The organism is Streptomyces sp. NPDC050658 (genome assembly GCF_044457025.1).
Lineage (GTDB): Bacteria > Actinomycetota > Actinomycetes > Streptomycetales > Streptomycetaceae > Streptomyces.
This window is the reverse complement of record NZ_JBITGM010000007.1, coordinates 371,750-395,493: the sequence shown is the minus strand read 5'-3', so window position 1 is coordinate 395,493 and position 23,744 is coordinate 371,750. Positions and strand designations below refer to the sequence as shown.

The following is a 23,744-nucleotide window of genomic DNA, read 5'->3' as shown; positions in this document are numbered from 1 at the left end:
GTTCTGAGGGCCTTGGCTGGTGCGGGTGGCGTTCCGTCCCTCGCGCCCGTGGTGACTCATGAGGTGGCAGGATTTTCAACTCCCGGCCATTGACGGCGCAGTTGGCGCGGGTCTAGCTTCCCTGGCAATTGATTGAAACCTTTCACGCCGGGTGTCCGGCGTGTGACTCCCGGCGTCCGACGTCCGGCGCCGGCCCCCTTGTCGCAAGCCCTCCGTGACCGATCGGTGCACAGTTATGAGAGAGCCCCCCGTCCTGGCCGTGCAGGGCCTGAGCAAGTCCTTCGGGGCCGTGCGCGCCCTGCACGACGTCTCCCTTGAGCTGTACGCCGGTGAGGCACATGCCCTCGCGGGCGAGAACGGCGCCGGGAAATCCACCCTCATCAAGACCCTCGCCGGGGTCCACCGGCCGGACGCGGGCGGTCTCTGGCTCGACGGCGCCCCGGTCGTCTTCCACGGGCCGGGCGACGCCCGTGACGCGGGCGTCGCCGTCATCTACCAGGAGCCGACGCTCTTCCCCGACCTGTCCGTCGCGGAGAACATCTTCATGGGGCGCCAGCCCCGCCGCTCGCTCGGACGCGTCGACCACAAGGCCGTGCACGCCGCCGCCGGTGCGCTCTTCGAGCGCCTGGCCGTCGACCTCGACCCCGAACAGCCCGCGCGCGGACTCTCCATCGCCGACCAGCAGATCGTCGAGATCGCCAAGGCGCTCTCCTTCGACGCCCGGGTCCTGATCCTGGACGAGCCGACCGCGGCACTCACCGGCAGCGAGGTGGCGCGCCTCTTCGGAGTCGTGCGCTCCCTGCGCGAACAGGGCGCCGCGGTCCTGTTCATCTCGCACCGCATCGAGGAGATCTTCGCGCTGTGCCGGCGCGTCACCACCCTGCGGGACGGCGCCCTGATCGCGAGCGAGCCCCTCGACGGCCTCACCGAGGACGATCTCGTACGCCGCATGGTGGGCCGCGACCTCGACGAGCTCTACCCCAAGCAGGAGGCACGGGTGGGTGAAGTCGCCCTCAGCGTCCGCCGTTTGACCCGCGAGGGCGTCTTCACCGACGTGTCGTTCGACGTGCGGCGCGGCGAGATCGTCGGCCTTGCCGGGCTCGTCGGAGCGGGCCGCAGCGAGGTCGCGCGCGCCGTGTTCGGCGTCGACCGCTGGGACGCCGGGAGCGTCCAGGTGCAGGGGCGCGAGCTGGTCAACGGGGCGCCGAGCACCGCCATGGCGGCAGGCCTCGCCCTCGTCCCCGAGGACCGGCGCGCCCAGGGCCTGGTGATGGACCTGTCCATCGAGCGCAACATCGGCCTCACCGGACTGCGTACGACGGTGCGTGCGGGCCTCATGGACCGGCGGGCCGAGCGCAGCCGCTCGCTCGACTGGGCGGTGCGGCTCCAGGTGAAGTACGCGCGGATCGCCGACGCCGTGGGCACCCTCTCCGGAGGCAACCAGCAGAAGGTCGTCCTCGCCAAGTGGCTGGCCACCCGCCCGCAGGTGCTCATCGTCGACGAGCCGACCCGCGGCATCGACGTCGGGACCAAGGCCGAAGTACACCGTCTGCTTTCCGAACTCGCCGCCGACGGAGTCGCGGTCCTGATGATCTCCTCCGATCTGCCGGAGATCCTCGGCATGGCCGACCGGGTGCTCGTCATGCACGAAGGGCGGCTCACCGCCGAGATCCCGCGCGCGCGTGCCACCGAGGAGTCCGTGCTGGCCGCGGCCACCGGGAGGGCGGCATGAGCGTGACCACACAGAGTCCGGCGCCCGCCGTCGACCCGGAGAAGGCCGCGGGCGCCCGCCTGGTGGACCGGGTCTTCAAGGTGCGCGAACTCGCCATCCTGCTGGTCTTCCTGGTGATGATCGGCATCACCCAGGCGGGCAACAGCGAGTTCCTCTCCGAACAGGGCATCAAGGACCTGCTCCTGAACGCGACGATCCTCGTCCTCGTCGCCACCGGGCAGGCCCTGGTCGTCATCACCCGCAACGTCGACCTGTCGGTCGGCTCCACCCTCGGCATCAGCGCCTTCGCCGCCGGCAACCACCTCCAGGGCGGCGGGAACCCGGCAGTCGCGATCCTGCTCGCCGTCGCCCTCGGCGTCGGCTGCGGCCTCCTCAACGGGGCGCTCGTCAGCCTCGGCCAGGTGCCCGCGCTCGTCGTCACGCTCGGCACGCTCTACGTCATCCGGGGCATCGACTCCATCTGGGTCGGCTCCCGCCAGATCACCGCGTCCGACCTGCCCGGCGGCTACATCGACTTCGGCTCCGGCGGGATCTCCGCCGTGCCGTACCTGGCGCTGATCGCGCTAGCCGTCCTGGTCGCGGTCGCCTACTACCTGCGGCACTTCGGCGGCGGACGCGAGCTCTACGCCCTCGGCTCCAACCCCGAGGCCGCCCGCCTGGCCGGAATCCCCGTGCGCAGGCGGATCCTCGCCGCCTACACCGCCTGCGGAGCGCTCGCCGGGCTCGCGGGCGCGCTCTACCTCGCCCGCTTCGGGAACGTCGACTCCGCCACCGGCAACGGCTACGAACTGACCGTCGTGAGCGCCGTCGTGGTCGGCGGCGTCGTCTTCACCGGCGGCTCGGGCAGCGTCTACGGAGCGGCACTCGGCGCGCTCCTGCTGACGTCGATCAACAGCGTGCTCCCCGCGCTCGGCGTCAGCTCCGTGTGGGTGCTCGCCATCAACGGCGTGCTGCTGGTCCTCGCCATCGCCGTCGACCGCGTCGTCGCCCTGCGCGTCGCCGCGGCCCTGAAGAAGCGGGCCGCATCCAACAGAAGGGCGGCCCGCCATGGCTGACTCCCCGCTCGCCCGAGCCGTCCGGTGGGACACCGTCGTCGGCGCACTCCTCGTCGTACTCCTGCTGCTGTCGTTCTCCTTTGTCGACGGTTTCGGGAACGCGCTCAACCTGTCGTTCCTCATCGGCAATACGCTGCCCATCGCGCTGACAGCGCTCCCGATGACGCTGCTCGTCGTCTCCGGAGAGATCGATCTTTCGGTGGCATCAACGGCAGGGCTCTCCGGAGCGGTGATGGGTGCCCTGTGGAACGCGGGCATGGCCATCGAGACGATCATTCCGCTCGTCCTCGTGACCGGAGCCGTCTGCGGCCTCGTCAACGGCCTCCTGGTGACCCGGCTCGGGCTGCCCTCGCTCGCCGTCACCATCGGCACGATGGCCGCCTACCGGGGCATCGCGCAGATCGTGCTCGGCTCGGACGCCGTCACCGACTTCCCCGCCCAGTACCTGGACTTCGCCGCGGGACGCGTCGGCGACACCTTCCTGCCGTACGCGTTCCTGCCGTTCCTCGCGCTCCTCGCGATCGCCGTCGTCATGCTGCACGCCACCCCCTTCGGCCGCTCGCTCTTCGCGATCGGCGCCAACGAGGAGGCCGCCCGCTTCGCGGGAGTGCGCGTCAAGCGGCACAAGCTGTGGCTGTTCGTCGCCACCGGCTTCATGGCCGCACTCACCGGCGTCTTCTGGGCCCTGCACTACGCGAGCGCCCGCTACGACAACGCCACCGGCCTCGAACTGTCCGTCGTCGCCGCCGTACTGCTCGGCGGCATCGACTTCGACGGCGGCAAGGGCACCCTCGGCGGCGCGATCGCCGGTGTCTTCCTGCTCGGCGCGCTGCAGAACGCGATGAGCCTCCTCAACGTCTCCGCGCAGTCGCAGATCGTCGTCACCGGCGTGCTGCTCGTGGTGTCCGTGCTCGGGCCGCGCGTCGCCCGGCAGATCGCCGCCGCCAGGGCGGGCCGCCGCGCCACCGTCCCCGCCCGCTGACCCCTCGTACCGCCGACCAGTCCGAAAGGGACCAACGATGCTCTCCCCACGCCGACCTGCCCGCCGATCCGCCCTCACCCGTGCCTGCGTGAGCCTCGCCGCCGTCACCTCGCTCGCGCTCACCGCCACCGCCTGCTCAGGCACCACCAAGGAGTCGTCGAAGAACGACGACGCGGGCCGGGTGTCGAACACGAAGGCAGACCCGGACGCCGTCACCAAGAAGGGCCTCACCGTCGCCTTCCTGCCCAAGCAGGTCAACAACCCTTACTTCACCGTCGCCGACAAGGGCGGCGAGAGGGCGCTGGAGAAACTGGGGTCGACGTACAAGGAGACGGGCCCCAACAGCGCCACCGACACCAGCGGGCAGGTCAGCTACGTCAACACGCTCACCCAGCAGCAGGTCGACGCGATGGCCGTCTCCGCGCAGGACCCCGGAGCCCTGTGCACCGCCCTCAAGCAGGCCATGCGCAACGGCATCAAGGTCGTCACCTACGACTCCGACACCAACGCCGGCTGCCGGGACGTCTTCGTGTCCCAGGCGAGCGCGGAGGCGCTCGGCCGCAGCCAGGTGCGGCTCCTCGGCGAACAGCTCGGCCACAAGGGCGAGATAGCGATCCTGTCCGCCGCGCAGACCGCGACGAACCAGAACACCTGGATCGGCTTCATGAAGGACGAGCTCAAGAAGCCCGAGTACAAGAACATGAAACTGGTCAAGACGGCCTACGGCAACGACGACGCCCAGCAGTCCTTCCAGCAGACCCAGGGGCTGCTCCAGGAGCACCCGAAGCTGGCCGGGATCATCTCGCCGACGACCGTCGGCATCAAGGCCGCCGCCCAGTACCTTTCGGGATCGAAATACAAGGGCAAGGTCCTCCTCACCGGCCTCGGCACCCCCAACGACATGCGCAAGTACGTCAAGAACGGCACCGTCGAGGGCTTCGAGCTGTGGGACCCCGCCAAGCTCGGCGCGCTCGCCGCGCACACCGCGGTCGCCCTGAAGTCCGGCCGGATCACCGGGAAGAAGGGCGAGACGTTCGAGGCGGGCGAACTCGGCAGCTTCACCATCGGCGACAACGGTGTCGTCGATCTTGGCGCGCCGACCGTCTTCGACAAGAACAACATCGACCAGTACAAATTCTGAGGGGACCGCACAGGAGGTCCCACCAGGGATCGCGCGGAGGGACCGCCGGACGGCGGTCCGCCTCCAGAACGGAGCACAGGGGACGCATGGTCGGCATCAAAGACGTGGCGCGGCACGCCGGGGTGTCGGTGGGCACCGTGTCGAATGTGATCAACCGCCCGGACATGGTCTCCGAAGAGACCCGGCACCGGGTGCAGTCCGTGATCGACCGGCTCGGCTACGTCCGCAGCGAGTCCGCGCGGCAGCTGCGCGCCGGCCAGAGCCGCATCATGGCGCTGCTCGTGCTCGACATGGGCAACCCCTTCTTCGTGGACGTCGCGCGCGGTGCCGAACGGGCCGCGCGCGACGCCGGGCTCCGCGTCATGATGTGCAACAGCGGACAGAGCCCCTCCGAAGAGGCCGAGTATCTGTCGCTCTTCGCCGAGCAGCGGGTACGCGGCGTCCTGCTCACCCCGGCCGACGCCACGGGCCGCAACATCGAGGTGTTCCGCAGGCACGCCATCCCCTTCGTCCTGGTCGACCGGGTCGCCGAGGGCGCCACGGAGTGCTCCGTCTCCGTGGACGACGTCCAGGGCGGCGCACTAGCCGTGCGGCACCTCCTGGACAGCGGGCACCGCAGCGTCGCCTACGTGAGCGGCCCGCCCGGTCTCAACCAGGTCAGGGACCGCAGGGAGGGAGCGCTGCAGGCGCTCGCCGAGGCGGACCTGCCCGCCTCGGCGCTGCGGGAACTGCCCACCGAACGCCTCGACGTTGCGGCGGGACGCGACGCGGGCGCCCGCTTCCTCGGCCTCGCCGAGCGGCCGACCGCCGTCTTCTGCGCCAACGACCTGCTCGCCCTCGGCGTGCTGCAGGCCATGTACGCGGCCGGCGTGCGGGTCCCCGAGGACATCGCCATCGTCGGCTACGACGACATCGAGTTCGCCGCCGCCGCGGTCGTCCCGCTCACCTCGGTGCGCCAGCCCGCCGTCACGATGGGCGCCATGGCCGCGGAACTCCTCCTGGAGGAGACCGAGGGGGCGACCCCCGGCCACGAGCACCGGCGCGTGGTGCTCCAGCCGGAACTGGTGGTACGCCGCTCCAGCCTGCCGCCCCGCTGACCCCGCCCTGCCCTTGCCCGCAGCCCCGCTGACCGCTCCCTGCCCTTGCCCGCAGCCCCGCCGACCGCTCCCGCCCCGCGTGTGCTGAACTGAGACGAACCGTCCCGTTCACCGCACGCCGCCCAGGAGCCCCCTTGACCGCCAGCGCCCCCTACCGCCAGCCCGGCGTCGTCCTCACCGACCACCGCTTCACCCTGCCGCTCGACCACGACGACCCGGCGGGCGAGCGGATCGAGGTCTTCGCGCGGGAGGCCGTGGCGAGCGCGCACGCAGACGCGCACCTGCCGTGGCTGGTGTACCTCCAGGGCGGCCCCGGCTGCGGGGCCAACCGCTTCGTCGGCCAGGAGGCGTGGCTCGGCCGGGCGCTGCGCGACTACCGCGTACTGCTCCTCGACCAGCGCGGCACCGGCAGCTCCACACCGGCCACCCGCCAGACGCTCCCGCTGCGCGGCGGCCCCCGCGAACAGGCCGACTACCTCGCCCACTTCCGCGCCGACTCCATCGTCCGCGACTGCGAGCTGATCCGCCGCGAACTCACGGGCGGCGCCCCCTGGACCGTACTCGGCCAGAGCTTCGGCGGCTTCTGCGCCACCCACTATCTGTCGGCGGCCCCCGAAGGCCTGCACACCGCGATCATCACCGGCGGCCTTCCGCCGCTCGGCGGACACGCGGACGACGTCTACCGCGCCACCTATCCGCGCATGGAGCGCAAGACCGCGGCCCACTACGCCCGTTACCCCCAGGACGTCGAACGCGCCCGCCGCATCGCCGCGTACGTCGCCGAGCACGAGCCCGTCCTGCCCGGCGGCTACCGCCTCACCGTCGAGGCGTTCCAGTCCCTCGGCATGCTGCTCGGCACCAAGGACGGCAGCCACCGTCTGCACTACCTCCTGGAGGACGCCTTCGTGCGGACCCCGGCCGGGACCGCGCTCTCCGACGCTTTCCAGGAGGACGTGGAGGCCGCCCTGTCGCTCCGTGGCCGACCGCTGTTCGCGCTCCTGCACGAGACGATCTACGGACAGGGCGAGCGGCCCACCGACTGGTCGGCGGAGCGGGTACGCGGCGCCTACCCGCAGTTCGACCCGGCCAAGGCGCTCTACGCAGACGCCCCGCTGCTCTTCACCGGCGAAGCCGTGCAGCGGTGGCAGTTCGACTGCGACCCGGCGCTGCGCCCGCTGCGCGAGACCGCGGACCTCCTCGCCGCACGCACCGACTGGGCGCCGCTGTACGACACGGCACGCCTCGCCGCCAACGAGGTGCCGGCCGCCGCAGCGATCTACCACGACGACATGTACGTCGACACCGAGCACTCCCTGCGCACCGCCCGCGCCATCCGCGGCCTGCGCACCTGGGTCACCGACGAGTACGAGCACGACGGACTGCGCACCGGCGCGCCCCGCGTCCTCGACCGGCTGTTGGCGCTCGCCAGGGGAGAGGCCTGAGGGCTCCTCGGCGCTCGCCCCGCACGGTTAGGCTGCGGCCATGACAGAGCAGTTGAACGACCAGCTCACCCCGATGCCCGACGACTGGCGGCGCGCCCTCGCCGTGGTCGCCCACCCCGACGACCTCGAGTACGGCTGCTCGGCGGCGATCGCGGGCTGGACCGACGGCGGCCGCGAGGTCGCCTATCTCCTCGCCAGCCGCGGCGAGGCGGGCATCGACACGCTGGACCCCGCCACCTGCGGTCCGCTGCGCGAGCGGGAGCAGCGGGCCAGCGCGGCCGTCGTCGGCGTGTCGACCGTCGAGTTCCTCGACCACAAGGACGGCGTGATCGAGTACGGCATCGGGCTGCGCCGGGACATCGCCGCCGCGATCCGCAGGCACCGGCCCGAGCTGGTCATCACGCTCAACCACCGCGACACCTGGGGCGGCGTCGCCTGGAACACCCCGGACCATGTCGCCGTCGGCCGCGCCACCCTCGACGCGGCGGCGGACGCGGGCAACCGCTGGATCTTCCCCGAACTGATCGAGGAGGACGGCCTCGAGCCCTGGAACGGCGTCCGCTGGGTCGCCGTGGCCGGTTCGTCGACGCCCACGCACGCGGCCGACGCGACGGCGGGCCTGGAGCGGTCCGTGCTCTCCCTGCTCGAACACCGCACCTACATCGAGGTGTTGACGGAGGAGGACCCGGAGAAGTACTGCCGCGAGTTCCTCACCGGCAACGCGGAGCGCCTCGCGCCGCGCTTCGGCGGAAAGCCCGCGGTGGCCTTCGAGGTCTTCAGCCGCTGAGCGGGCACCACTATCCTGCGGCTCTGACAGAGCGTCAGAAAAGCTGGCAGGAGCTGGTGCTGAATGATCGACACCATCGGCACGGACATCCCGGAGGGTGCCGAGCGGCTGCGCCTCGACATCGAGGACGGGCTCGGCATCCTCACCCTCTGCCATCCGGCCAAGCTGAACGCGTGGAGCTGGGAGTCCACGCGTCAGCTCGGCATCTTCGCCGACCGGATCCGCTTCGACGACTCGATCCGCGCCGTCCTGCTGCGGGCCGAGGGGCGGGCGTTCTGCGCGGGCATCGATCTCACCGCCTTCAACGGCGGTGCGATCGGCGGCGATTCGCATGCCCGGCGCGCCCACGACTACTACGAGGCGATGCGCTGGGTCCACGAGCGCTTCCGGGTCTTCGCGGGCCTTCCGCAGCCCGTCGTGGCCGCCGTGCAGGGGTACTGCCTGGGCTTCGGCTTCGAGCTGGCGCTGATGGCGGACGTCCGGATCGCCGCGGACGACGCGGTGTTCGCGCTGCCCGAGGCGCGGCTCGGCGTCGCCGTCGACGCGGGCGGTGACCTGAGGATCGCGCGCGAGGCGGGCGCCGGCTGGGCCAAGCTGCTCTCGCTCACCGGCCGGCGCATCGACGCGGCCACCGCGGAGCGGCTCCGACTCGTCCAAATCGTCGTACCGCCGGACGAGTTGGCGAAGTCGGCCCGTGACATCGCCGCGGAGATCGCGGCGAACGCCCCGCTCGCGGTGCAGGGCATCAAACGGGGCATCGACGCCTACGCGGACGCGGGCATGGCCGCCGCCCTCGACCGGGTGGCGATGAACGCGGCGATCACGCTCACGTCGGAGGACTCGCGGGTGGGGTACGCGTCGAAGGGGGAGGGCGGGACGGCCGTATTCGAGGGGAAATAGGAGGAAGCGGGAGAAAGCAGGAGGGCGGGGCGGCGGCGTTCGAGGGGAGTCGGCACGGTCGGCGCCGAGCCGACGCGTTGAACGCCTCACCCCGCAAACCGCCCCCGCCCCATCTGCTCCCGCACCGTCACCACCTCCGGACTCACCAGACCGCGCCGCTGCCAGTTCGCGCCGTCGACCACCAGCGTGTGTCCGGTGATGAAGCGGGCGTAGGGCGAGGCGAGGAAGGTCGCGGCCCAGGCCAGTTCGCGCGGGGCGCCGACGCGCAGGGCGGGCTGACGGTTGCTCAACTCGCCCGAGGTGCCGCCGGATTCAGCAGCCCGGTCCAGATTGCCGCGGATGTCGCCGGTCATGTCCCCGTGCGGCATCAGCCCCGGCACCAGACCATTGACCTGGATCCCGTACGGCCCCCACTCCACCGCCAGGGTCTCGACGAGGCTCTTCACGCCCGCCTTGGCCGCCGCGCTGTGTGCGAAACCGGGGCCGCCCGTCCAGGCGTACGACGCCCCGACATTGATGACCGAACCGGGCGTGCCCGCCGCGAGATGGCGGCGGGCGAACTCGCGCGTCATGAAGAACGTCCCGTTCAGCGTGATGTCCACGACCGAGCGCCAGGCGTTGGGCGACATGTCCTCGGCGGGCACGGGGAAGTTCGCCGCCGCGTTGTTCACCAGCACGTCCGGCGGACCGTGCGCCGCGTCCGCCGCGTCGAAGGCCGCGGCGACCCGCTCGGGGTCGCGGATGTCGCACGGCACGGCCGTCACCCGGCCGCCGAGCGCGGCGAGTTCGTCCCGCGCCGCCTTGAGGCGTTCCTCCTTGCGGCCCGCGACGACCAGATCGGCGCCGAGCCGCGCGAACTCCGCCGCGATCGCCTTGCCGAGCCCCGTCCCGCCGCCGGTCACCAGGACGACCGTCCCGTCGTAGGTCCCGTCGGGCAGTGCGCTCGCACCCGGCGGGGGAGGCGCGGGAAGTCCGGGCAGCGGCCCCTCAGTCTCGTCCGTCATGGCCGCATCGATACCGCGTACCGCGTCAAAGCTCCATGCCCGTAAGGAACTTGACGTCTCCCGTACGGAAAGTGATGTCCTCCGGCGGCGCGCCGCCCGCGCCCTGTGGCCGCTCAGCGCAGCCCGTGGCGGCTCGCGCCCAGGACGCGTTCGGTCACCTCGGCCTCCGCCTCCGGCGTGAAGACCCCCGCCCTGCGCCGGGCCGCCTCCTGCTCGATGTCCGCCATGACGAGTTCGTTGTTGATCATCACCCCGGCCTGGTAGCCCGCGGCGGCCGCCTGGATCACCTGTACCTTCGGGCCCGTCGCGTTGCCCACGGCCCAGACGCCGGGAACGCTCGTACGGCCGGTGGGGTCGACGGCCGGGTAGGGGCCGAACGGCGTGTCCTGCATGTCGACGCCGAGCGCGGCCAGCAGCTCGTGGCGCGGCGCCGGTCGCGCGTCGACGAAGAGCGCCGAGCGGGGAAACCCCCGGCCGTCCGCGAGCCGCACCCCCACCAGGCGGTCGTCCTCCACGTCGAGACCGGCCACCTCGCCCTCCACCACCGTGACCCCCGCGGCGGCCAGTTTCTCCCGGTCCGCGTCGGGCAGCTCCCGCACGGTGTGCAGGAAGAGCGTCACGTCCTTGGACCACTGGGTGACCAGGAGCGCCTGATGGATGCCCATGGTCTCCGACGCGATCACGCCGAAGGGCTCGTCGCGCACCTCCCAGCCGTGGCAGTACGGGCAGTGCAGTACGTCGCGGCCCCAGCGCTCGGCGATGCCGGTCAGCTCCGGCAGCTCGTCGACGAGTCCGGTGGCGACGACGATCCGCCGGGCGTGCACCGACCGGCCGCCCGCGAGCGTGACGTCGAACTCCCCGGCGCCGTCGGGTAGCACGGCCGTCACCCGGTCATCGGCCCGCTCCACTCCGTACGCCGCCAGCTCGCGCCGCCCCTCGGCGAGCAGCTCCGCGGGCGGCATCCCGTCGCGTGACAGATAGCCCTGCATGTGCGCGGCGGGCGCGTTGCGCGGCTCGCCCGCGTCGACGACGAGGACGCGGCGCCGCGAGCGGCCGAGGACGAGGCCCGCGCTGAGCCCGGCCGCGCCACCGCCGACGACGACCACCTCGTACGCGTCCCCGCTCTTGCCGTTCAGGCTCTCGTTGGCCTGGGTCATGGTGACCACCTCCACGCAGACCGTCGCACCGGCCGAGCGGGATTGACAAACAATGTTGCCGATACTGCAATGGATTCATGGTGAAGAGCAGCGCGGAAGACCGGCCGGACGGCGATGACGGCGACGCGAACGCCGACGTGAATGCCGAGGTGAATGCCGACGCGAACCTGGACGGCGTACTCGCCGAAGTCGGTCCGCGGCTGCGCCGGGTCCGCAAGGAGCGCGGCGCCACCCTGGCCGCCCTCTCCCGGTCCACCGGCATCTCCGTGAGCACGCTCTCCCGGCTGGAGTCCGGTCAGCGCAAGCCCAGCCTGGAGCTGCTGCTGCCCATCGCCCGCGCCCATCAGGTCCCGCTGGACGAGCTCGTCGGCGCCCCGCCCGTCGGCGACCCCCGCGTACGCGCCAAGGCGATCGTCCGGCACGGCCGCACCATGGTCCCGCTGACCCGGCAGCCCGGCGGCCTCCAGGCGTACAAGGTGGTGGAGCCCGCCCGTACCGTGGAGCCGGATCCGCAGACCCATGAGGGGTACGAGTGGCTGTACGTCCTGTCGGGGAAGCTGCGGCTCGTGCTCGCCGACCATGACGTGGTCCTCACGGCGGGCGAGGCCGCCGAGTTCGACACGCGCCTGCCGCACTGGTTCGGGTCGACGGGCGAGGGGCCCGCGGAGTTCCTCAGTCTGTTCGGCCCGCAGGGGGAGCGGATGCACGTCAGGGCGCGGCCCGCGCAGCGGCAGGCCAAGGAGGGTTGACGAGACCTTCCCCTGCCTGCAAGCGACCGCTTAGTATGCGACGGAGCCCGGTCTACGAAAGCCCCGTGGAGGCCCCGCATGCAGGCATGGCAAGTGCACCAGAACGGTGAGCCGGGCGCGGTGATGCGCCTTGAGGACGTGGACCGCCCGGTGCCGGGTGACGGACAGCTGCTCCTGAAGGTCCGCGCCGCCAACATCAACTTCCCGGACGCCCTGCTCTGCCGGGGGCAGTACCAGATCACGCCCCCGCTGCCGTTCACGCCCGGCGTGGAGATCTGCGGCGAGACCGAGGACGGGCGGCGCGTGATCGCCAACCCCGCGCTCCCGTACGGCGGTTTCGCGGAGTACGCGATCGCCGACGCGGCGGCCGTACTGCCCGCGCCCGACGCCCTGGACGACGCGGAGGCCGCCGCGCTGCACATCGGCTACCAGACGGGCTGGTTCGGCCTGCACCGCCGAGCGCACCTCCAGGAGGGCGAGACGCTCCTGGTGCACGCGGCCGCCGGCGGCGTCGGCAGCGCCGCCGTCCAGCTCGGCAAGGCCGCGGGCGCCAAGGTCATCGGTGTCGTCGGCGGCGCCGCGAAGGCCGAGGTCGCGCGCGAACTCGGCTGCGACGTCGTGATCGACCGGCGTACGGAGAACGTCATCGGCGCCGTCAAGGAGGCCACCGGCGGCCGTGGCGCCGACGTCGTCTACGATCCCGTCGGCGGCGACGCGTACACCCAGTCGGCGAAGTGCGTCGCCTTCGAGGGGCGGATCATCGTCGTGGGCTTCGCGAGCGGCGTGATCCCGACGCCCGCGCTCAACCACGCGTTGGTGAAGAACTACTCGGTGCTCGGCCTCCACTGGGGTCTCTACAACGCCAAGGACCCGCAGGCGATCCTCCGCTGCCACGAGGAACTCACCCAGCTCGCGGCCAAGGGCGCCATCAAGCCCCTGATCAGCGAGCGCGTGCCGCTGGGCGAGGCCGCGGCCGCCGTCCAGCGGGTCGCCGACGGCATCACGACGGGCCGTGTGGCCGTGGTGCCCGAGGGGGCGGCCGTATGACCGACGCCGCCGAACTGCGCCGCCGTACCCAGGAGTTCCTCGCCGCCAACCCGCCCGCGTCCACGGACCGCACCGACTTCCTCAAGGCCCGCTTCGACGCCGGATTCGCCTGGGTGCACTACCCGGAGGGGCTCGGCGGCCTCGGTGCGGCACGGTCTCTCCAGGCCGTCGTGGACGCCGAGTTGGAGGCCGCCGACGCACCCGACAACGATCCGCGCCGCATCGGCATCGGCCTCGGCATGGCGGCGCCGACCATCCTCGGCTTCGGCACCGACGAGCAGAAGCGGCGCTTTCTGCGCCCGCTGTGGATCGGCGAGGAGGTGTGGTGCCAGCTCTTCAGCGAGCCGGGCGCCGGATCCGACCTCGCCGCGCTCGGCACGCGCGCCGTCCGTGACGGGGACACCTGGGTGGTCGACGGGCAGAAGGTGTGGACGTCCGGCGCGCACGCCGCGCGCTGGGCCATCCTCATCGCCCGCACCGACCCGGACGTGCCCAAGCACCGCGGCATCACGTACTTCGTCTGCGACATGACCGATCCGGGTGTCGAGGTGCGGCCGCTGCGCCAGATCACCGGCGAGGCCGAGTTCAACGAGGTCTTCCTCACCGGCGTACGCATCCCGGACGCGCACCGGCTCGGCGCGGTCGGCGACGGCTGGAAGGTCGCGCAGACCACCCTGATGAACGAGCGCGTGTCCATCGGCGGCGCGCGCATCCCGCGCGAGGGCGGGCTGATCGGCCCCGTCGCCGCGACCTGGCGCGAGCGCCCCGAACTGCGCACGCACGACCTGCACCAGCGCCTCCTCAAGCTGTGGGTGGAGGCCGAGGTCGCCCGGATCACGGGCGAGCGGCTGCGCCAGCAGCTCGTCGCGGGGCAGCCGGGGCCCGAGGGCTCCGGGATGAAGCTCGGGTTCGCCCGCCTCAACCAGGAGATCAGCGGGCTGGAGGTGGAACTCCTCGGCGAGGAGGGCCTGTTGTACGGGGAGTGGACGATGCGGCGGCCCGAGACGGTCGACTTCGCCGGGCGGGACGCGGGCTACCGCTATCTGCGCACCAAGGGCAACAGCATCGAGGGCGGGACCAACGAGGTGCTGCTCAACATCGTCGCCGAGCGTGTCCTCGGCCTGCCCTCCGAACCGCGCACCGACAAGGACGTCGCATGGAAGGACCTCGCGCGATGAGCACCCAGAGCCCGCAGAGCCCGCCGGCCGTGCAGCGTGACCTGTTGTACTCCGAGGAGGAGGAGACGCTGCGCTCGGTGGTGCGCGGCCTGCTCGCCGACCACTGCGACGCCGCGGCCGTGCTCGCCCGCGTCGAGTCCGCAGAACCGCACGACCGCGAGCTGTGGAAGGCGCTCACGGACGGCATGGGTCTGGCCGGGCTGCTCGTGCCGGAGGAGCTCGGCGGCCAGGGCGCCACGCACCGGGAAGTCGCCGTGGTCCTGGAGGAGTTGGGCCGTGCGGTGGCGCCGGTTCCCTATCTCACCAGCGCCGTCGTCGCCACCGAGACGCTGCTGGCCTGCGACACCGACGCGGCCCGTGAGCTGTTGGGCCCGCTGGCGTCCGGCCGTACCGTCGGCGCGCTCGCCGTGCCGCTGGCCGCCGCACCGGGCGACGCCCTGCCCGACGTACGCGAAGAAGGCGGGGTGCTGCACGGCCGGGTCAGCGGTGTGGCCGACGCGGTCGCGGCGGATGTGCTGCTGGTGCCGACCGGCACGGGCCTGTTCGCCGTGGACCTCCCGGCGAACGGGGTCACCGTCGAGCCGCTCACCTCCCTCGACCTCACGCGACCGCTCGCCGCGGTCACGTTCGACGGGGCACGCGCGCGTGCGGTGAGTCCGGAATCCGGACCCGCCGTGCGGCAGGGGCTGCGGGCGGGGGCCGGGCTGCTGGCGTCCGAGCAACTGGGCGTCGCCGACTGGTGCTTGACGGAGACGGTCCGCTACACGAAGGAGCGGAACCAGTTCAATCGCCCGGTCGGCTCCTTCCAGGCGCTCAAGCACCGGCTCGCCCAGCTCTGGCTCGAGGTGGTCAACGCCCGCGCCGCCGCGCGCAACGCGGCCGACTCCCTCGCGGGCGCGAGTCCGGAGACCGATCTCGCGACGGCACTCGCGCAGGCCTACGCCTCGCCCGTCGCGGTGCATGTCGCGGAGGAGGCGCTCCAGCTGCACGGCGGCATCGGGATGACCTGGGAGCACCCGGTCCACCTCTACCTGAAGCGGGCCAAGGCCGACTCGATCGCCCTCGGCACGGCGGGACGGCACCGGGAGGAGCTGGCGGGGCTGGTGGATCTCCAGGCGCCCTGAGCCATCTCCAGGCGCCCTGAGCCATCTCCGGACACCCTGATCGATCTTCGGGCCCCCTGCCCGACGACCGCGGCACCGTGATCCACTCGGTACGGACCACACGTTTTACCCACCCATTACATGAGGCATAATTGCGACCCGTTCGCAATAACGTTTGATCTTCAGTAGGGGTGTGGAGCATGAGGGCCCGATCGATACGCGGCACGGGCGCGGTGGCGGCGGCTGCCTCTCTGGCGGTCGCCACCTCGGCCTGTTCGGCGCCGGGCGACGGCGACAGCGCGGGCGGCGCCAAGGACTCCGCGGTCGTCGGCATCGCGTACGAACCGGAGACCCTCAGCCCGCTCCTCGGCTACGGCAAGGACGGCAACTCCAAGATCTTCGACGGTCTGCTCACGCACGACGCCGACATGAAGCTGAAGCCCGCGCTCGCCGCCGAGCTGCCGAAGGTGGGCGACGACGGCAAGACGTACACCTTCAAGCTGCGCGATGGCGTCAAGTTCAGCGACGGGAAGCCCTTCACCTCGAAGGACGTCGTCTTCACCTACGAGACGATCCTCGACAAGAAGACCAACAACGCGGCCAAGACCGAACTGGACGCCGTCAAGAGCGTCGAGGCCAAGGGCGACGAAACGGTCGTCTTCCACCTCAAGTACCCCTACGCGCCGTTCGCCGAGCGCACCGTCCTGCCGATCGCCCCCGAGCACATCGCGGGCAAGCAGGACGTGAACACCGGCGACTTCACCACCCAGCCCGTCGGCACCGGCCCGTACAAGCTGGTGAAGTGGTCCAAGGGAGAGAAGCTCACCTTCAAGGCCAACGCCGGCTACTGGGGCGGCGCCCCCAAGGTCAAGAACTTCACCATGGCGATCATCAAGGACGACGACATCCGGGCCACCCGCCTGGACGCCGGTGAGCTCGACGGCGCGATCCTGCCGCCCAACCTCGCGAAGAAGTACACGAACGACGGCAACAAGAAGACGTACGCCGCCAAGACCTTCGACTACCGCGTCGTGACGCTGCCCACCGGCAACAAGGTCGCGGGCGACACCGACATCCGCCGCGCCCTCGACACCGGCGTGAACCGCAAGGCCATGGTCGACTCGATCCTGGACGGCGCCGGCAAGGAGGCCTACGGCCCCGTCCCGACCGACAGCCCCTGGTTCACCAAGGGCACCGAGCGGAAGTTCGACGCCGCCAAGGCGAAGAAGATCCTCGACGACGCGGGCTGGAAGCCCGGCAAGGACGGCGTCCGCGAGAAGGACGGCGTCCAGGCGAAGTTCCCGCTCTGGTACCTCACCGGTGACAAGCTCCGCCAGGAGCACGCCCTCGCCTACGCCTCCGACGCCAAGAAGCTCGGCATCAAGGTCGAGGTGCAGGCCGGCACGTGGGAGGTCATCGAGCCGCGGATGCCCAAGGACGCGGTCCTCGCGGGCGGCGGCTCCCCGGCCGACCCCGACTTCGACCAGTACACCCTCCTGAAGTCCTCGCTCGCCGGCGACGGCTTCAACAACATGGCCCACTACGACAACCCCAAGGTCGACAAGGCCCTCGACCAGGCCCGCGAGAGCGGCGACCACGCCAAGCGGCAGGCCGCCTACGACACCATCCAGCGCGAACTGGTGAAGAACCCCGGCTACACCTTCCTCACCCACATCGACCACGTCTACGTCGTCGACAAGCGCTTCGGCGGCCTGAGCACCCAGGTCGAGCCGCACGACCACGGCCTCGCCTCCGGCCCGTGGTGGAACGTCGAGGACTGGCAGCCGAAGCAGTGAGGTCCGCGCTCCACAAGCTCCCCTGGGGGCCGATGGCGCGCATGACGGGACGGCGGGCCCTGTTCGCCGTCCCGGTCCTGCTCGCCGTCACCTTCGGCGTCTTCGCGATCGCCGCCGCGTCCCCTTTCGACCCCGTCAAGGCGTACGCGGGCACGGCCGGACTCACCGCCTCCCAGGAGAACCTCGACCAGCTGCGGGCGAACCTCGGCGTCGACCAGCCCCTGGTGCAGCGCTGGTGGAACTGGCTCACCTCCGCCCTGACCGGCGACCTCGGCGACTCCAGCACCCTGCGCCAGCCCGTCTCCGACGCGATCGGCGAACGCATCGGCTGGTCCGTGCTGCTCGCCGCCACCGCGTTCCTCCTCGCGATCCTCGTCGGCACCGCGCTCGGCGTCCTCGCCGCGCGCCGCCCAGGCGGCTGGCTCGACCGCGCGGTGACCTCGCTCGCGTACACCCTGGAGGCGGCGCCGCCGTTCTGGATCGGGCTGCTCGCCGTGTGGCTGTTCGCCCTGAAGCTGGGCGTGCTGCCCTCGGGCGGGCTCACCGACACCGCCAGCTCCGTCGTCACGGCCGGACAGGTCGCGAGCCATCTCGTGCTGCCGGCGGCCGTCCTCGCGATCTCACAGCTTCCCTGGTTCGTCCTGTACGTGCGTCAAGGCGTCGGCGACGCGCTCGGCGACGACCCCGTCCGTGGTGCACGCGCGCGTGGCCTCGCCGACCGGACCGTCCTGCTGAAGCACGCCCTGCGCTCGGGGATGCTGCCCGTCCTCACCCTGATCGGCTCCCGGGTGCCCGAACTGATCACCGGGGCGCTCCTCGTGGAGACCGTCTTCAGCTGGCCCGGCATCGCGGCCGCCACCGTGCAGGCCGCGACCTCCGTGGACTTCCCGCTGCTCGCCGCGCTGACCGTGCTCGCCACGGCGGCCGTGCTCCTGGGCAACCTCCTCGCCGATCTCCTGTACGGCCTCGCCGATCCGAGGGTGGGCTTCGATGGCTGACACGATCTGGCGTGCCCACGGCGGCACCAAGCGCTCCACGCGCGCGTGGCGGGTGCGTTCCTCGGCGGTGGTCGTCGCGGCGGTCGTGCTCGCCGTGCTCGTCGTACCGCCGCTGGTGAACCTCGACCAGCAGGCCGTGGACCTCGCGGCCAAGCTCAACCCGCCGTCCTGGGAGCACCCCTTCGGCACCGACGACGTGGGACGCGACCTGCTCCTGCGCTGTGTCTACGGACTGCGCGTCTCGCTCCTCGTGGGCGTCGTGGCGGCGGTCGTCGCCACCGTCATCGGCACGGCCGTGGGCGCGCTCGCCGCCGCGTCCGGCGGCTGGGTGGACCGCGTCGTCATGCGGCTCGTGGACGTCTTCTCGTCCGTGCCGCATCTCCTGCTCGGCATCTTCATCGTGGCGATGTTCCGGCCCGGCGTCTGGCCCGTGGTCGTCTCCGTGGCGCTCACCCACTGGCTGTCCACGGCCCGCATCGTCCGCGCCGAAGTCCTCTCGCTGCGATCGCGGCCCTACGTCGACGCGGCGATCTCCGGAGGGGCGTCGCGGCTCCGCGTCACCGTGCGCCATCTGCTGCCCGGCGTGCTCCCGCAGGCCGGACTCGCCGCCGTCCTGATGGTGCCGCACGCCATCTGGCACGAGTCCGCGCTTTCCTTCCTCGGGCTCGGACTCCCCACCCACCAGGCCAGCCTCGGCACGCTCGTGCAGAGCGCGCGCGGCTCGCTGCTCGCCGGCGACTGGTGGCCGACGCTCTTCCCCGGCCTGTTCATCATCGTGCCCACCCTCGCGATCGCGGGCCTCGCGGGCGCCTGGCGGGAACGGATCAACCCCCGGCGCCGATCGGAGCTGATGCTGTGACTCCCGTGCTGTCCGTGCAGGGCCTTTCCGTACGTTTCCGCATGCGCGGCGGCAGCTTCGTCTCCGCCGTCACCGACGCCCGCTTCGACCTCGCGGCGGGGGAGTGCCTGGCCCTGGTCGGCGAGAGCGGCTGCGGCAAGTCCGTGCTCGCCTCCGCACTCCTCGGCCTGCTCCCGCAGAACGCGGAGACGGCCGGGTCCGCGCTCCTGGGCGACGTCGACCTCCTCACCGCCGACGAGCGCACCCTCGCCCGCACGGTACGCGGACGGCGCGTCGGCCTCGTACCCCAGAGCCCGGCGGCCCACCTCACGCCGGTCCGCACGGTCCGCGCCCAGCTGGAGGAGACCCTGCGGGAGCTGACCGGGGTGCGCGGGCCGAAGCTGCGGGGCGCCGCCGAGGCCGCGGCCGAGCGCGCCGCGTTCCCCGCCGGACACCTCGACCGCTACCCGCACGAGCTCTCGGGAGGCCTCGCCCAGCGCGCCGCCACCGCCCTCGCGCTCATCGGTGACGCGCCGCTGCTGCTCGCCGACGAACCGACCACTGGGCTCGACCGCGACCTCGTCGACCGCACGGTGGACGAACTGCGCCGGCACGTCGGCGAGGACCGGGCGCTGCTCCTGATCACCCACGATCTGGCCGCCGCCGAGCGGATCGCCGACCGCGTCGCCGTCATGTACGCGAGCCGCATCGTCGAAATCGCCGCCGCCGACGACTTCTTCGGCGAACCCGGGCCACGCCACCCGTACGCGCGCGGGCTTCTCGACGCCCTCCCGGAGCGGCAGTTCACGCCGATCCCCGGCATGCCGCCCGAGCTGTCCGCGCTGCCCCAGGGCTGCGCGTTCGCCGCGCGCTGCCCCGCGGCGGACGAGGCCTGCGGCACCCTGCCGGAGCCCGCGGACGGCGTCGCCTGCCACCACCCCCACCCGGCGGCCCTGCTGGAGGCACCCCGTGCTTGAACTGCGCTCCGTCACCGCCGGATACGACCGCCGCGCCCCCGTCGTACGCGGCGTCGACCTCACCGTCGCACCGGGCGCCTCCGTAGGCCTGCTCGGCCCCAGCGGCTGCGGCAAGTCGACCCTGGCCCGGGTCGCCGCGCTGCTCCACAAGCCCGACGCGGGCCAGGTCGTCATCGACGGCGAACCCGCACGCGGCTGGCGGCACCGCGCGCCCCGCGCCCAGCGCACCGCCTTCGGCGTCGTCTTCCAGCAGCCGCGACTCTCCGCCGACCCGCGGCTCACCCTGCTCGACCTGATTGCCGAGCCGCTGCGGGCCGTCGGGCGCGGCGCCGAAGCCGCCGAGCGCGTAAGGGAGTTGGCGGCCACCGTCGGCCTCGGCGACGACCTCCTCGGCCGCAGGCCGCACGAGGTGAGCGACGGCCAGCTGCAGCGCGCCTGCCTCGCCCGCGCCCTGGTGCTCCGCCCGCGCTGGCTCATCTGCGACGAGATGACCGCGATGCTCGACGCGTCGACGACGGCCGCGCTCGTGCACGCCGTGGAGGCCTACCGTGAGGACAGCGGCGCCGGACTGCTCGCCGTCGGGCACGACCGGGTGCTCCTGGAGCGCTGGTGCGACCGGACGGTGCACTGGAGCGAGCTGGCGGCCGTGTCCCGGTAGGCGGCACGGTCACGTGCCGTGAGGGGATGGTGAGCCGCCCGGCGTTTCCCGGCGCTCCCCGGCGTTTCCCGGCATGAACGAAGGGCGTCGATAGCGCCAACTCCGCGCCGCGGGAGGTTTCTTGACGCGGGCATGGCCTCATACTCACTGAGGCCCGCCCGTCGTCCTCGTCCCTCCGGGAGTCTCCATGGCCCTCTTCAGCCGTCGTAGAGCCCTCACCACCTTCGGCGCCGCCCTCGCCGGCACCGTCGCCGTCCCCGCGTACGCCCAGGCGACCGAGCGCGGCCACCACCCCCGCCCCCTCATCCGCGCCCACGCGCACAACGACTACGAACACCCCCGGCCCCTCTTCGACGCCCTGGACCACCGCTTCGGCAGCGTCGAGGCCGACATCTTCCTCGTCGACGGCCAACTCCTGGTCGCCCACGACCCGGTGGACCTCGACCCCACCCGCACCCTCGAATCCCTCTACCTGGACCCCCTCGCCGCCCGCGTCCGCGCCAACGGCGGCTCCGTGTACCCGGGTTACCACCGCACCCCGTTCCAGCTCCTGATCGACATCAAGACCGAGGGCGCGGCGACGTATCTGGAACTCGACCGCCATCTCCGGCGCTACCGGCACCTGTTCACCACGTACACGCACGGCAAGGTGCGCCGCGGCGCCGTGACCGCCGTGATCTCGGGCGACCGGGCGGCCCGCGCCCCCATGGAGGCCCAGCGGGTGCGCCGCGCCTTCTACGACGGCCGCCTCGCCGACCTCGGCAGCGCCGCACCGGCCTCCTTCATCCCGCTCATCAGCGACAACTGGACGCTCAACTTCAGCTGGCAGGGCGTCGGCGCGTTCCCCGCCGCCGAGCGGGACAAGCTGCACGGCATCGTCGCCACCGCCCACAAGCGCGGCCAGCGCGTCCGCTTCTGGGCTACGCCCGACCTGGCGGGACCGGCGCGCGAAGCGGTGTGGGGCGAACTCCTCGCCGCCGGCGTCGACCACCTGAACACCGACGACCTGGCGGGACTCGAGGCGTTCCTCGACGCGCACGGGAAGTAGCACCGGGGCACAGGCGAAGTAGCACCTGGGCACAAGCGAAGTAACACCTGGGCACATAACACCCGTTCGGAGGACATGCCGGTCGCCCGGACGGTCCCTCCGCTGCGTCACACTGACGGCCGAAAGCCACGGTGTTGACGTGGCGGAGGAGGTTGTCCCATGGCCATTTCAGTCTCTGTGGTGCTGCTGCTTCTGATCCTCGCGGTGGTGTTCCTGCGCAACGGCGCACTCAAGTTCTCGCACGCCCTGGTCTGCGCCCTGCTCGGCTTCTACCTGGCGAGTTCGAGCATGGCGCCGACCATCCACGACGGTCTGACCGCCACCGCGGACATCGTCAGCGGACTGCAGCCCTGACCGACCGGCGCCGCCGCCAGACGACTTCCGGCCGAGATCGTTTCTGGTATGTGAACAACCGTCAGCTTTCCATGGACACTTCAGAGCGGGCCGTCTAGCGTCACCGCATGTCCAGCAGACTGTGCCGCCTCAGTATCACCAGTGCGATGGCCCTGGCCACGGCGTCCCTCGCGTTTCCGGCCGCCCCCGCGCACGCCGACGACATCCCCAAGGCGCCCGGACACCGGCTCGTCGAGCAGTACGAGGGAGCACCCGCCGACGCGGCGCCGCTGCCCGGCGAACAGCCGCCCCAGCACCCCTATCTCGCGGCCAACGGCCGCAGCGGAATGCACGCGGACGCGGCGGGCAGCGGGACCTACCCCTGGAACGGCCCCCTGGGGAAGAAGCCGAAGGCCACCAGCGAGAAGATGGCGGCACTCGGCGGAGAGTGCGCCACCGTCACCTTCGACCGCGCCGGCCGCATCGTCACCGTGTGCGGCACCTTCACCGGCTTCCTGGTGAAGCTGCTCGACCCGGACACGATGGACACGCTCGCCGAGTACAAGCTGCCGCAGCGCCCCTCCACGATCGAGGCGATCACCCGCCTCCAGTTCTCGAAGATCTTCAAGGACACGTCGGGCGGCGCCTACTCCTACCTCGACGACGAGGACCGCCTCGTGCTCGCCGACTCCCGCCAGCACATCGTCCGGCTCGCGCACGAGCAGACGGCGGACGGCAGCTGGCGGTTCGTCGTCGACAAGGACTGGGACCTCACCGAGCACGTCCCGCACGACTGTGTGACCTGGTCAAATCTCTACCCCAGTGGCGAATGTGACCCGGTCACGTCCGTGATGCCCGACTGGGAGGGACGGATCTGGTGGGTGACCCGGCAGGGCCGCGTCGGCACCGTCGACCCCAAGTCCGGTGACATCCGCTCCATCCGCCTGAAGGGCGAGGAGATCCAGAACTCGTTCTCCGTCGCCGAGGACGGAGTGTCGATCGTCTCCGACCACGCGCTCTACAGCTTCCGCGCCGACAAGGACGGCACACCCAAGGCCGTCTGGCGCCAGACCTACGACCGGGGCACCGGCACCAAGCCCGGCTCGGTGAACCAGGGCTCGGGCACCACCCCCGACCTCTTCGGCGCGGGCGACGACTACGTGGCGATCACCGACAACGCCGACGACCGCATGAACGTCCTCGTCTACCGCCGAGGCGCCGACGTCCCGGACGAGGACCGCCTCGTCTGCAAGGTCCCCGTCTTCGGCTCCGGCGCCTCCACCACCGACAACTCGCTGATCAGCTGGGGCAACAGCCTCGTCGTCGAGAACAACTACGGCTACGAGAACATCACCTCGCTCACCTTCGGGCGCAGCGTCGTCGGCGGCGCCAGCAGGATCGACGTACGCGAGGACGGCAGCGGCTGCGACACCGTGTGGGAGAGCGACGTCCGCGCCCCGTCCAACGTGCCCAAACTGTCCACCACCGCAGGGCTGTTGTACTTCTACACGAAGGAGCCCAACAAGCTGGGCATCGACGCCTGGTATCTGACGGCCGTCGACTTCCGCACCGGCGACACCAAGTGGAAGCGCCTCGCCGGCACGGGCATCGCGTACGACAACAACTGGGCGCCCGTCACCCTCGGCCCGGACGGCACGGCGTACGTCGGTGTGTTCAACGGGCTCGTGGCGGTGCGGGACGAGGAGTGACGGGCGCCGCCCC

Annotated in this window: 22 protein-coding genes; 20 read left to right on the top strand and 2 right to left on the bottom strand. The window is 71.8% G+C overall.

Annotated features, from left to right (window positions below; all coding sequences use genetic code 11):
- Positions 1–235: 235 nt before the first annotated feature.
- The 8 genes from ACIBKX_RS25655 (at position 236) to ACIBKX_RS25620 (ending at position 9,136) form a co-directional block, all read left to right on the top strand.
- Positions 236–1,732: a sugar ABC transporter ATP-binding protein gene (locus ACIBKX_RS25655; RefSeq protein ID WP_363276485.1), complete on the top strand. Its 1,497-nt coding sequence runs from the start codon at positions 236–238 to the stop codon at positions 1,730–1,732.
- Complete coding sequence (locus tag ACIBKX_RS25650) at positions 1,729–2,787, top strand: ABC transporter permease (RefSeq protein WP_363276486.1); 1,059 nt, start codon at positions 1,729–1,731, stop codon at positions 2,785–2,787. Before ACIBKX_RS25655 ends, ACIBKX_RS25650 begins: the two co-directional genes overlap by 4 nt.
- Complete coding sequence (locus ACIBKX_RS25645; RefSeq protein WP_363276487.1) at positions 2,780–3,769, top strand: ABC transporter permease; 990 nt, start codon at positions 2,780–2,782, stop codon at positions 3,767–3,769. The genes ACIBKX_RS25650 and ACIBKX_RS25645 overlap by 8 nt, the downstream gene beginning before the upstream one ends.
- Positions 3,770–3,806: 37 nt before the next feature.
- Entirely contained in the window at positions 3,807–4,910 is a 1,104-nt protein-coding gene (rhaS, locus tag ACIBKX_RS25640) for a rhamnose ABC transporter substrate-binding protein (RefSeq protein ID WP_363276488.1), read from the top strand.
- 86 nt (positions 4,911–4,996) lie between these two features.
- Entirely contained in the window at positions 4,997–6,007 is a 1,011-nt protein-coding gene (locus ACIBKX_RS25635) for a LacI family DNA-binding transcriptional regulator (RefSeq protein WP_399376115.1), read from the top strand.
- Positions 6,008–6,141: 134 nt separating this feature from the next.
- Positions 6,142–7,449, top strand: coding sequence for an alpha/beta fold hydrolase (locus ACIBKX_RS25630; RefSeq protein ID WP_363273248.1), 1,308 nt, complete (start codon positions 6,142–6,144; stop codon positions 7,447–7,449).
- Between the two features lie 40 nt (positions 7,450–7,489).
- Positions 7,490–8,236: a PIG-L family deacetylase gene (locus ACIBKX_RS25625; RefSeq protein ID WP_363273247.1), complete on the top strand. Its 747-nt coding sequence runs from the start codon at positions 7,490–7,492 to the stop codon at positions 8,234–8,236.
- Positions 8,237–8,299: 63 nt separating this feature from the next.
- Positions 8,300–9,136, top strand: coding sequence for an enoyl-CoA hydratase/isomerase family protein (locus ACIBKX_RS25620; protein WP_363273246.1), 837 nt, complete (start codon positions 8,300–8,302; stop codon positions 9,134–9,136).
- 86 nt (positions 9,137–9,222) lie between these two features.
- Here the strand turns inward: ACIBKX_RS25620 and ACIBKX_RS25615 are convergent, their stop codons facing one another.
- Together ACIBKX_RS25615 and ACIBKX_RS25610 are read right to left on the bottom strand one after the other, a co-directional pair.
- Positions 9,223–10,140 carry an SDR family oxidoreductase gene (locus tag ACIBKX_RS25615; RefSeq protein WP_363273245.1) on the bottom strand — a complete coding sequence of 306 codons (918 nt, stop codon included), beginning with the start codon at positions 10,138–10,140 and terminating at the stop codon, positions 9,223–9,225.
- A 113-nt stretch (positions 10,141–10,253) separates the two neighbouring features.
- Positions 10,254–11,297, bottom strand: a complete 1,044-nt coding sequence (locus tag ACIBKX_RS25610) for an NAD(P)/FAD-dependent oxidoreductase (protein ID WP_363273243.1) — start codon at positions 11,295–11,297, stop codon at positions 10,254–10,256.
- Positions 11,298–11,374: 77 nt separating this feature from the next.
- Here ACIBKX_RS25610 and ACIBKX_RS25605 point away from each other — a divergent pair, with 77 nt between their 5' ends.
- The 12 genes from ACIBKX_RS25605 to ACIBKX_RS25550 all read left to right on the top strand — a co-directional run bounded on the left by ACIBKX_RS25605 (position 11,375) and on the right by ACIBKX_RS25550 (position 23,731).
- Complete coding sequence (locus tag ACIBKX_RS25605) at positions 11,375–12,046, top strand: XRE family transcriptional regulator (protein ID WP_363273241.1); 672 nt, start codon at positions 11,375–11,377, stop codon at positions 12,044–12,046.
- A gap of 78 nt (positions 12,047–12,124) precedes the next feature.
- Positions 12,125–13,093: an NADPH:quinone oxidoreductase family protein gene (locus ACIBKX_RS25600; RefSeq protein WP_363273240.1), complete on the top strand. Its 969-nt coding sequence runs from the start codon at positions 12,125–12,127 to the stop codon at positions 13,091–13,093.
- Positions 13,090–14,271: an acyl-CoA dehydrogenase family protein gene (locus tag ACIBKX_RS25595; RefSeq protein ID WP_363273239.1), complete on the top strand. Its 1,182-nt coding sequence runs from the start codon at positions 13,090–13,092 to the stop codon at positions 14,269–14,271. The genes ACIBKX_RS25600 and ACIBKX_RS25595 overlap by 4 nt, the downstream gene beginning before the upstream one ends.
- Entirely contained in the window at positions 14,250–15,395 is a 1,146-nt protein-coding gene (locus ACIBKX_RS25590; protein ID WP_363273238.1) for an acyl-CoA dehydrogenase family protein, read from the top strand. Before ACIBKX_RS25595 ends, ACIBKX_RS25590 begins: the two co-directional genes overlap by 22 nt.
- A gap of 179 nt (positions 15,396–15,574) precedes the next feature.
- Positions 15,575–17,170, top strand: a complete 1,596-nt coding sequence (locus ACIBKX_RS25585; RefSeq protein ID WP_363273237.1) for an ABC transporter substrate-binding protein — start codon at positions 15,575–15,577, stop codon at positions 17,168–17,170.
- Between the two features lie 32 nt (positions 17,171–17,202).
- Entirely contained in the window at positions 17,203–18,168 is a 966-nt protein-coding gene (locus ACIBKX_RS25580) for an ABC transporter permease (RefSeq protein WP_363273236.1), read from the top strand.
- On the top strand, positions 18,161–19,027 hold the full coding sequence (locus tag ACIBKX_RS25575) for an ABC transporter permease (RefSeq protein ID WP_363273235.1): 867 nt from the start codon (positions 18,161–18,163) through the stop codon (positions 19,025–19,027). Before ACIBKX_RS25580 ends, ACIBKX_RS25575 begins: the two co-directional genes overlap by 8 nt.
- A 41-nt stretch (positions 19,028–19,068) precedes the next feature.
- The gene (locus ACIBKX_RS25570) at positions 19,069–19,983 is read left to right on the top strand and encodes an ABC transporter ATP-binding protein (protein ID WP_363273255.1); all 915 of its coding nucleotides are present in this window, start codon (positions 19,069–19,071) and stop codon (positions 19,981–19,983) included.
- Positions 19,976–20,641: an ATP-binding cassette domain-containing protein gene (locus tag ACIBKX_RS25565; RefSeq protein WP_363273234.1), complete on the top strand. Its 666-nt coding sequence runs from the start codon at positions 19,976–19,978 to the stop codon at positions 20,639–20,641. Before ACIBKX_RS25570 ends, ACIBKX_RS25565 begins: the two co-directional genes overlap by 8 nt.
- A gap of 187 nt (positions 20,642–20,828) precedes the next feature.
- Positions 20,829–21,689, top strand: a complete 861-nt coding sequence (locus tag ACIBKX_RS25560) for a phosphatidylinositol-specific phospholipase C/glycerophosphodiester phosphodiesterase family protein (RefSeq protein ID WP_363273233.1) — start codon at positions 20,829–20,831, stop codon at positions 21,687–21,689.
- Positions 21,690–21,848: 159 nt separating this feature from the next.
- The gene (locus ACIBKX_RS25555; protein WP_363273232.1) at positions 21,849–22,043 is read left to right on the top strand and encodes a hypothetical protein; all 195 of its coding nucleotides are present in this window, start codon (positions 21,849–21,851) and stop codon (positions 22,041–22,043) included.
- Positions 22,044–22,189: 146 nt separating this feature from the next.
- Positions 22,190–23,731 carry a hypothetical protein gene (locus tag ACIBKX_RS25550; protein ID WP_363273254.1) on the top strand — a complete coding sequence of 514 codons (1,542 nt, stop codon included), beginning with the start codon at positions 22,190–22,192 and terminating at the stop codon, positions 23,729–23,731.
- Positions 23,732–23,744 lie beyond the last annotated feature (13 nt).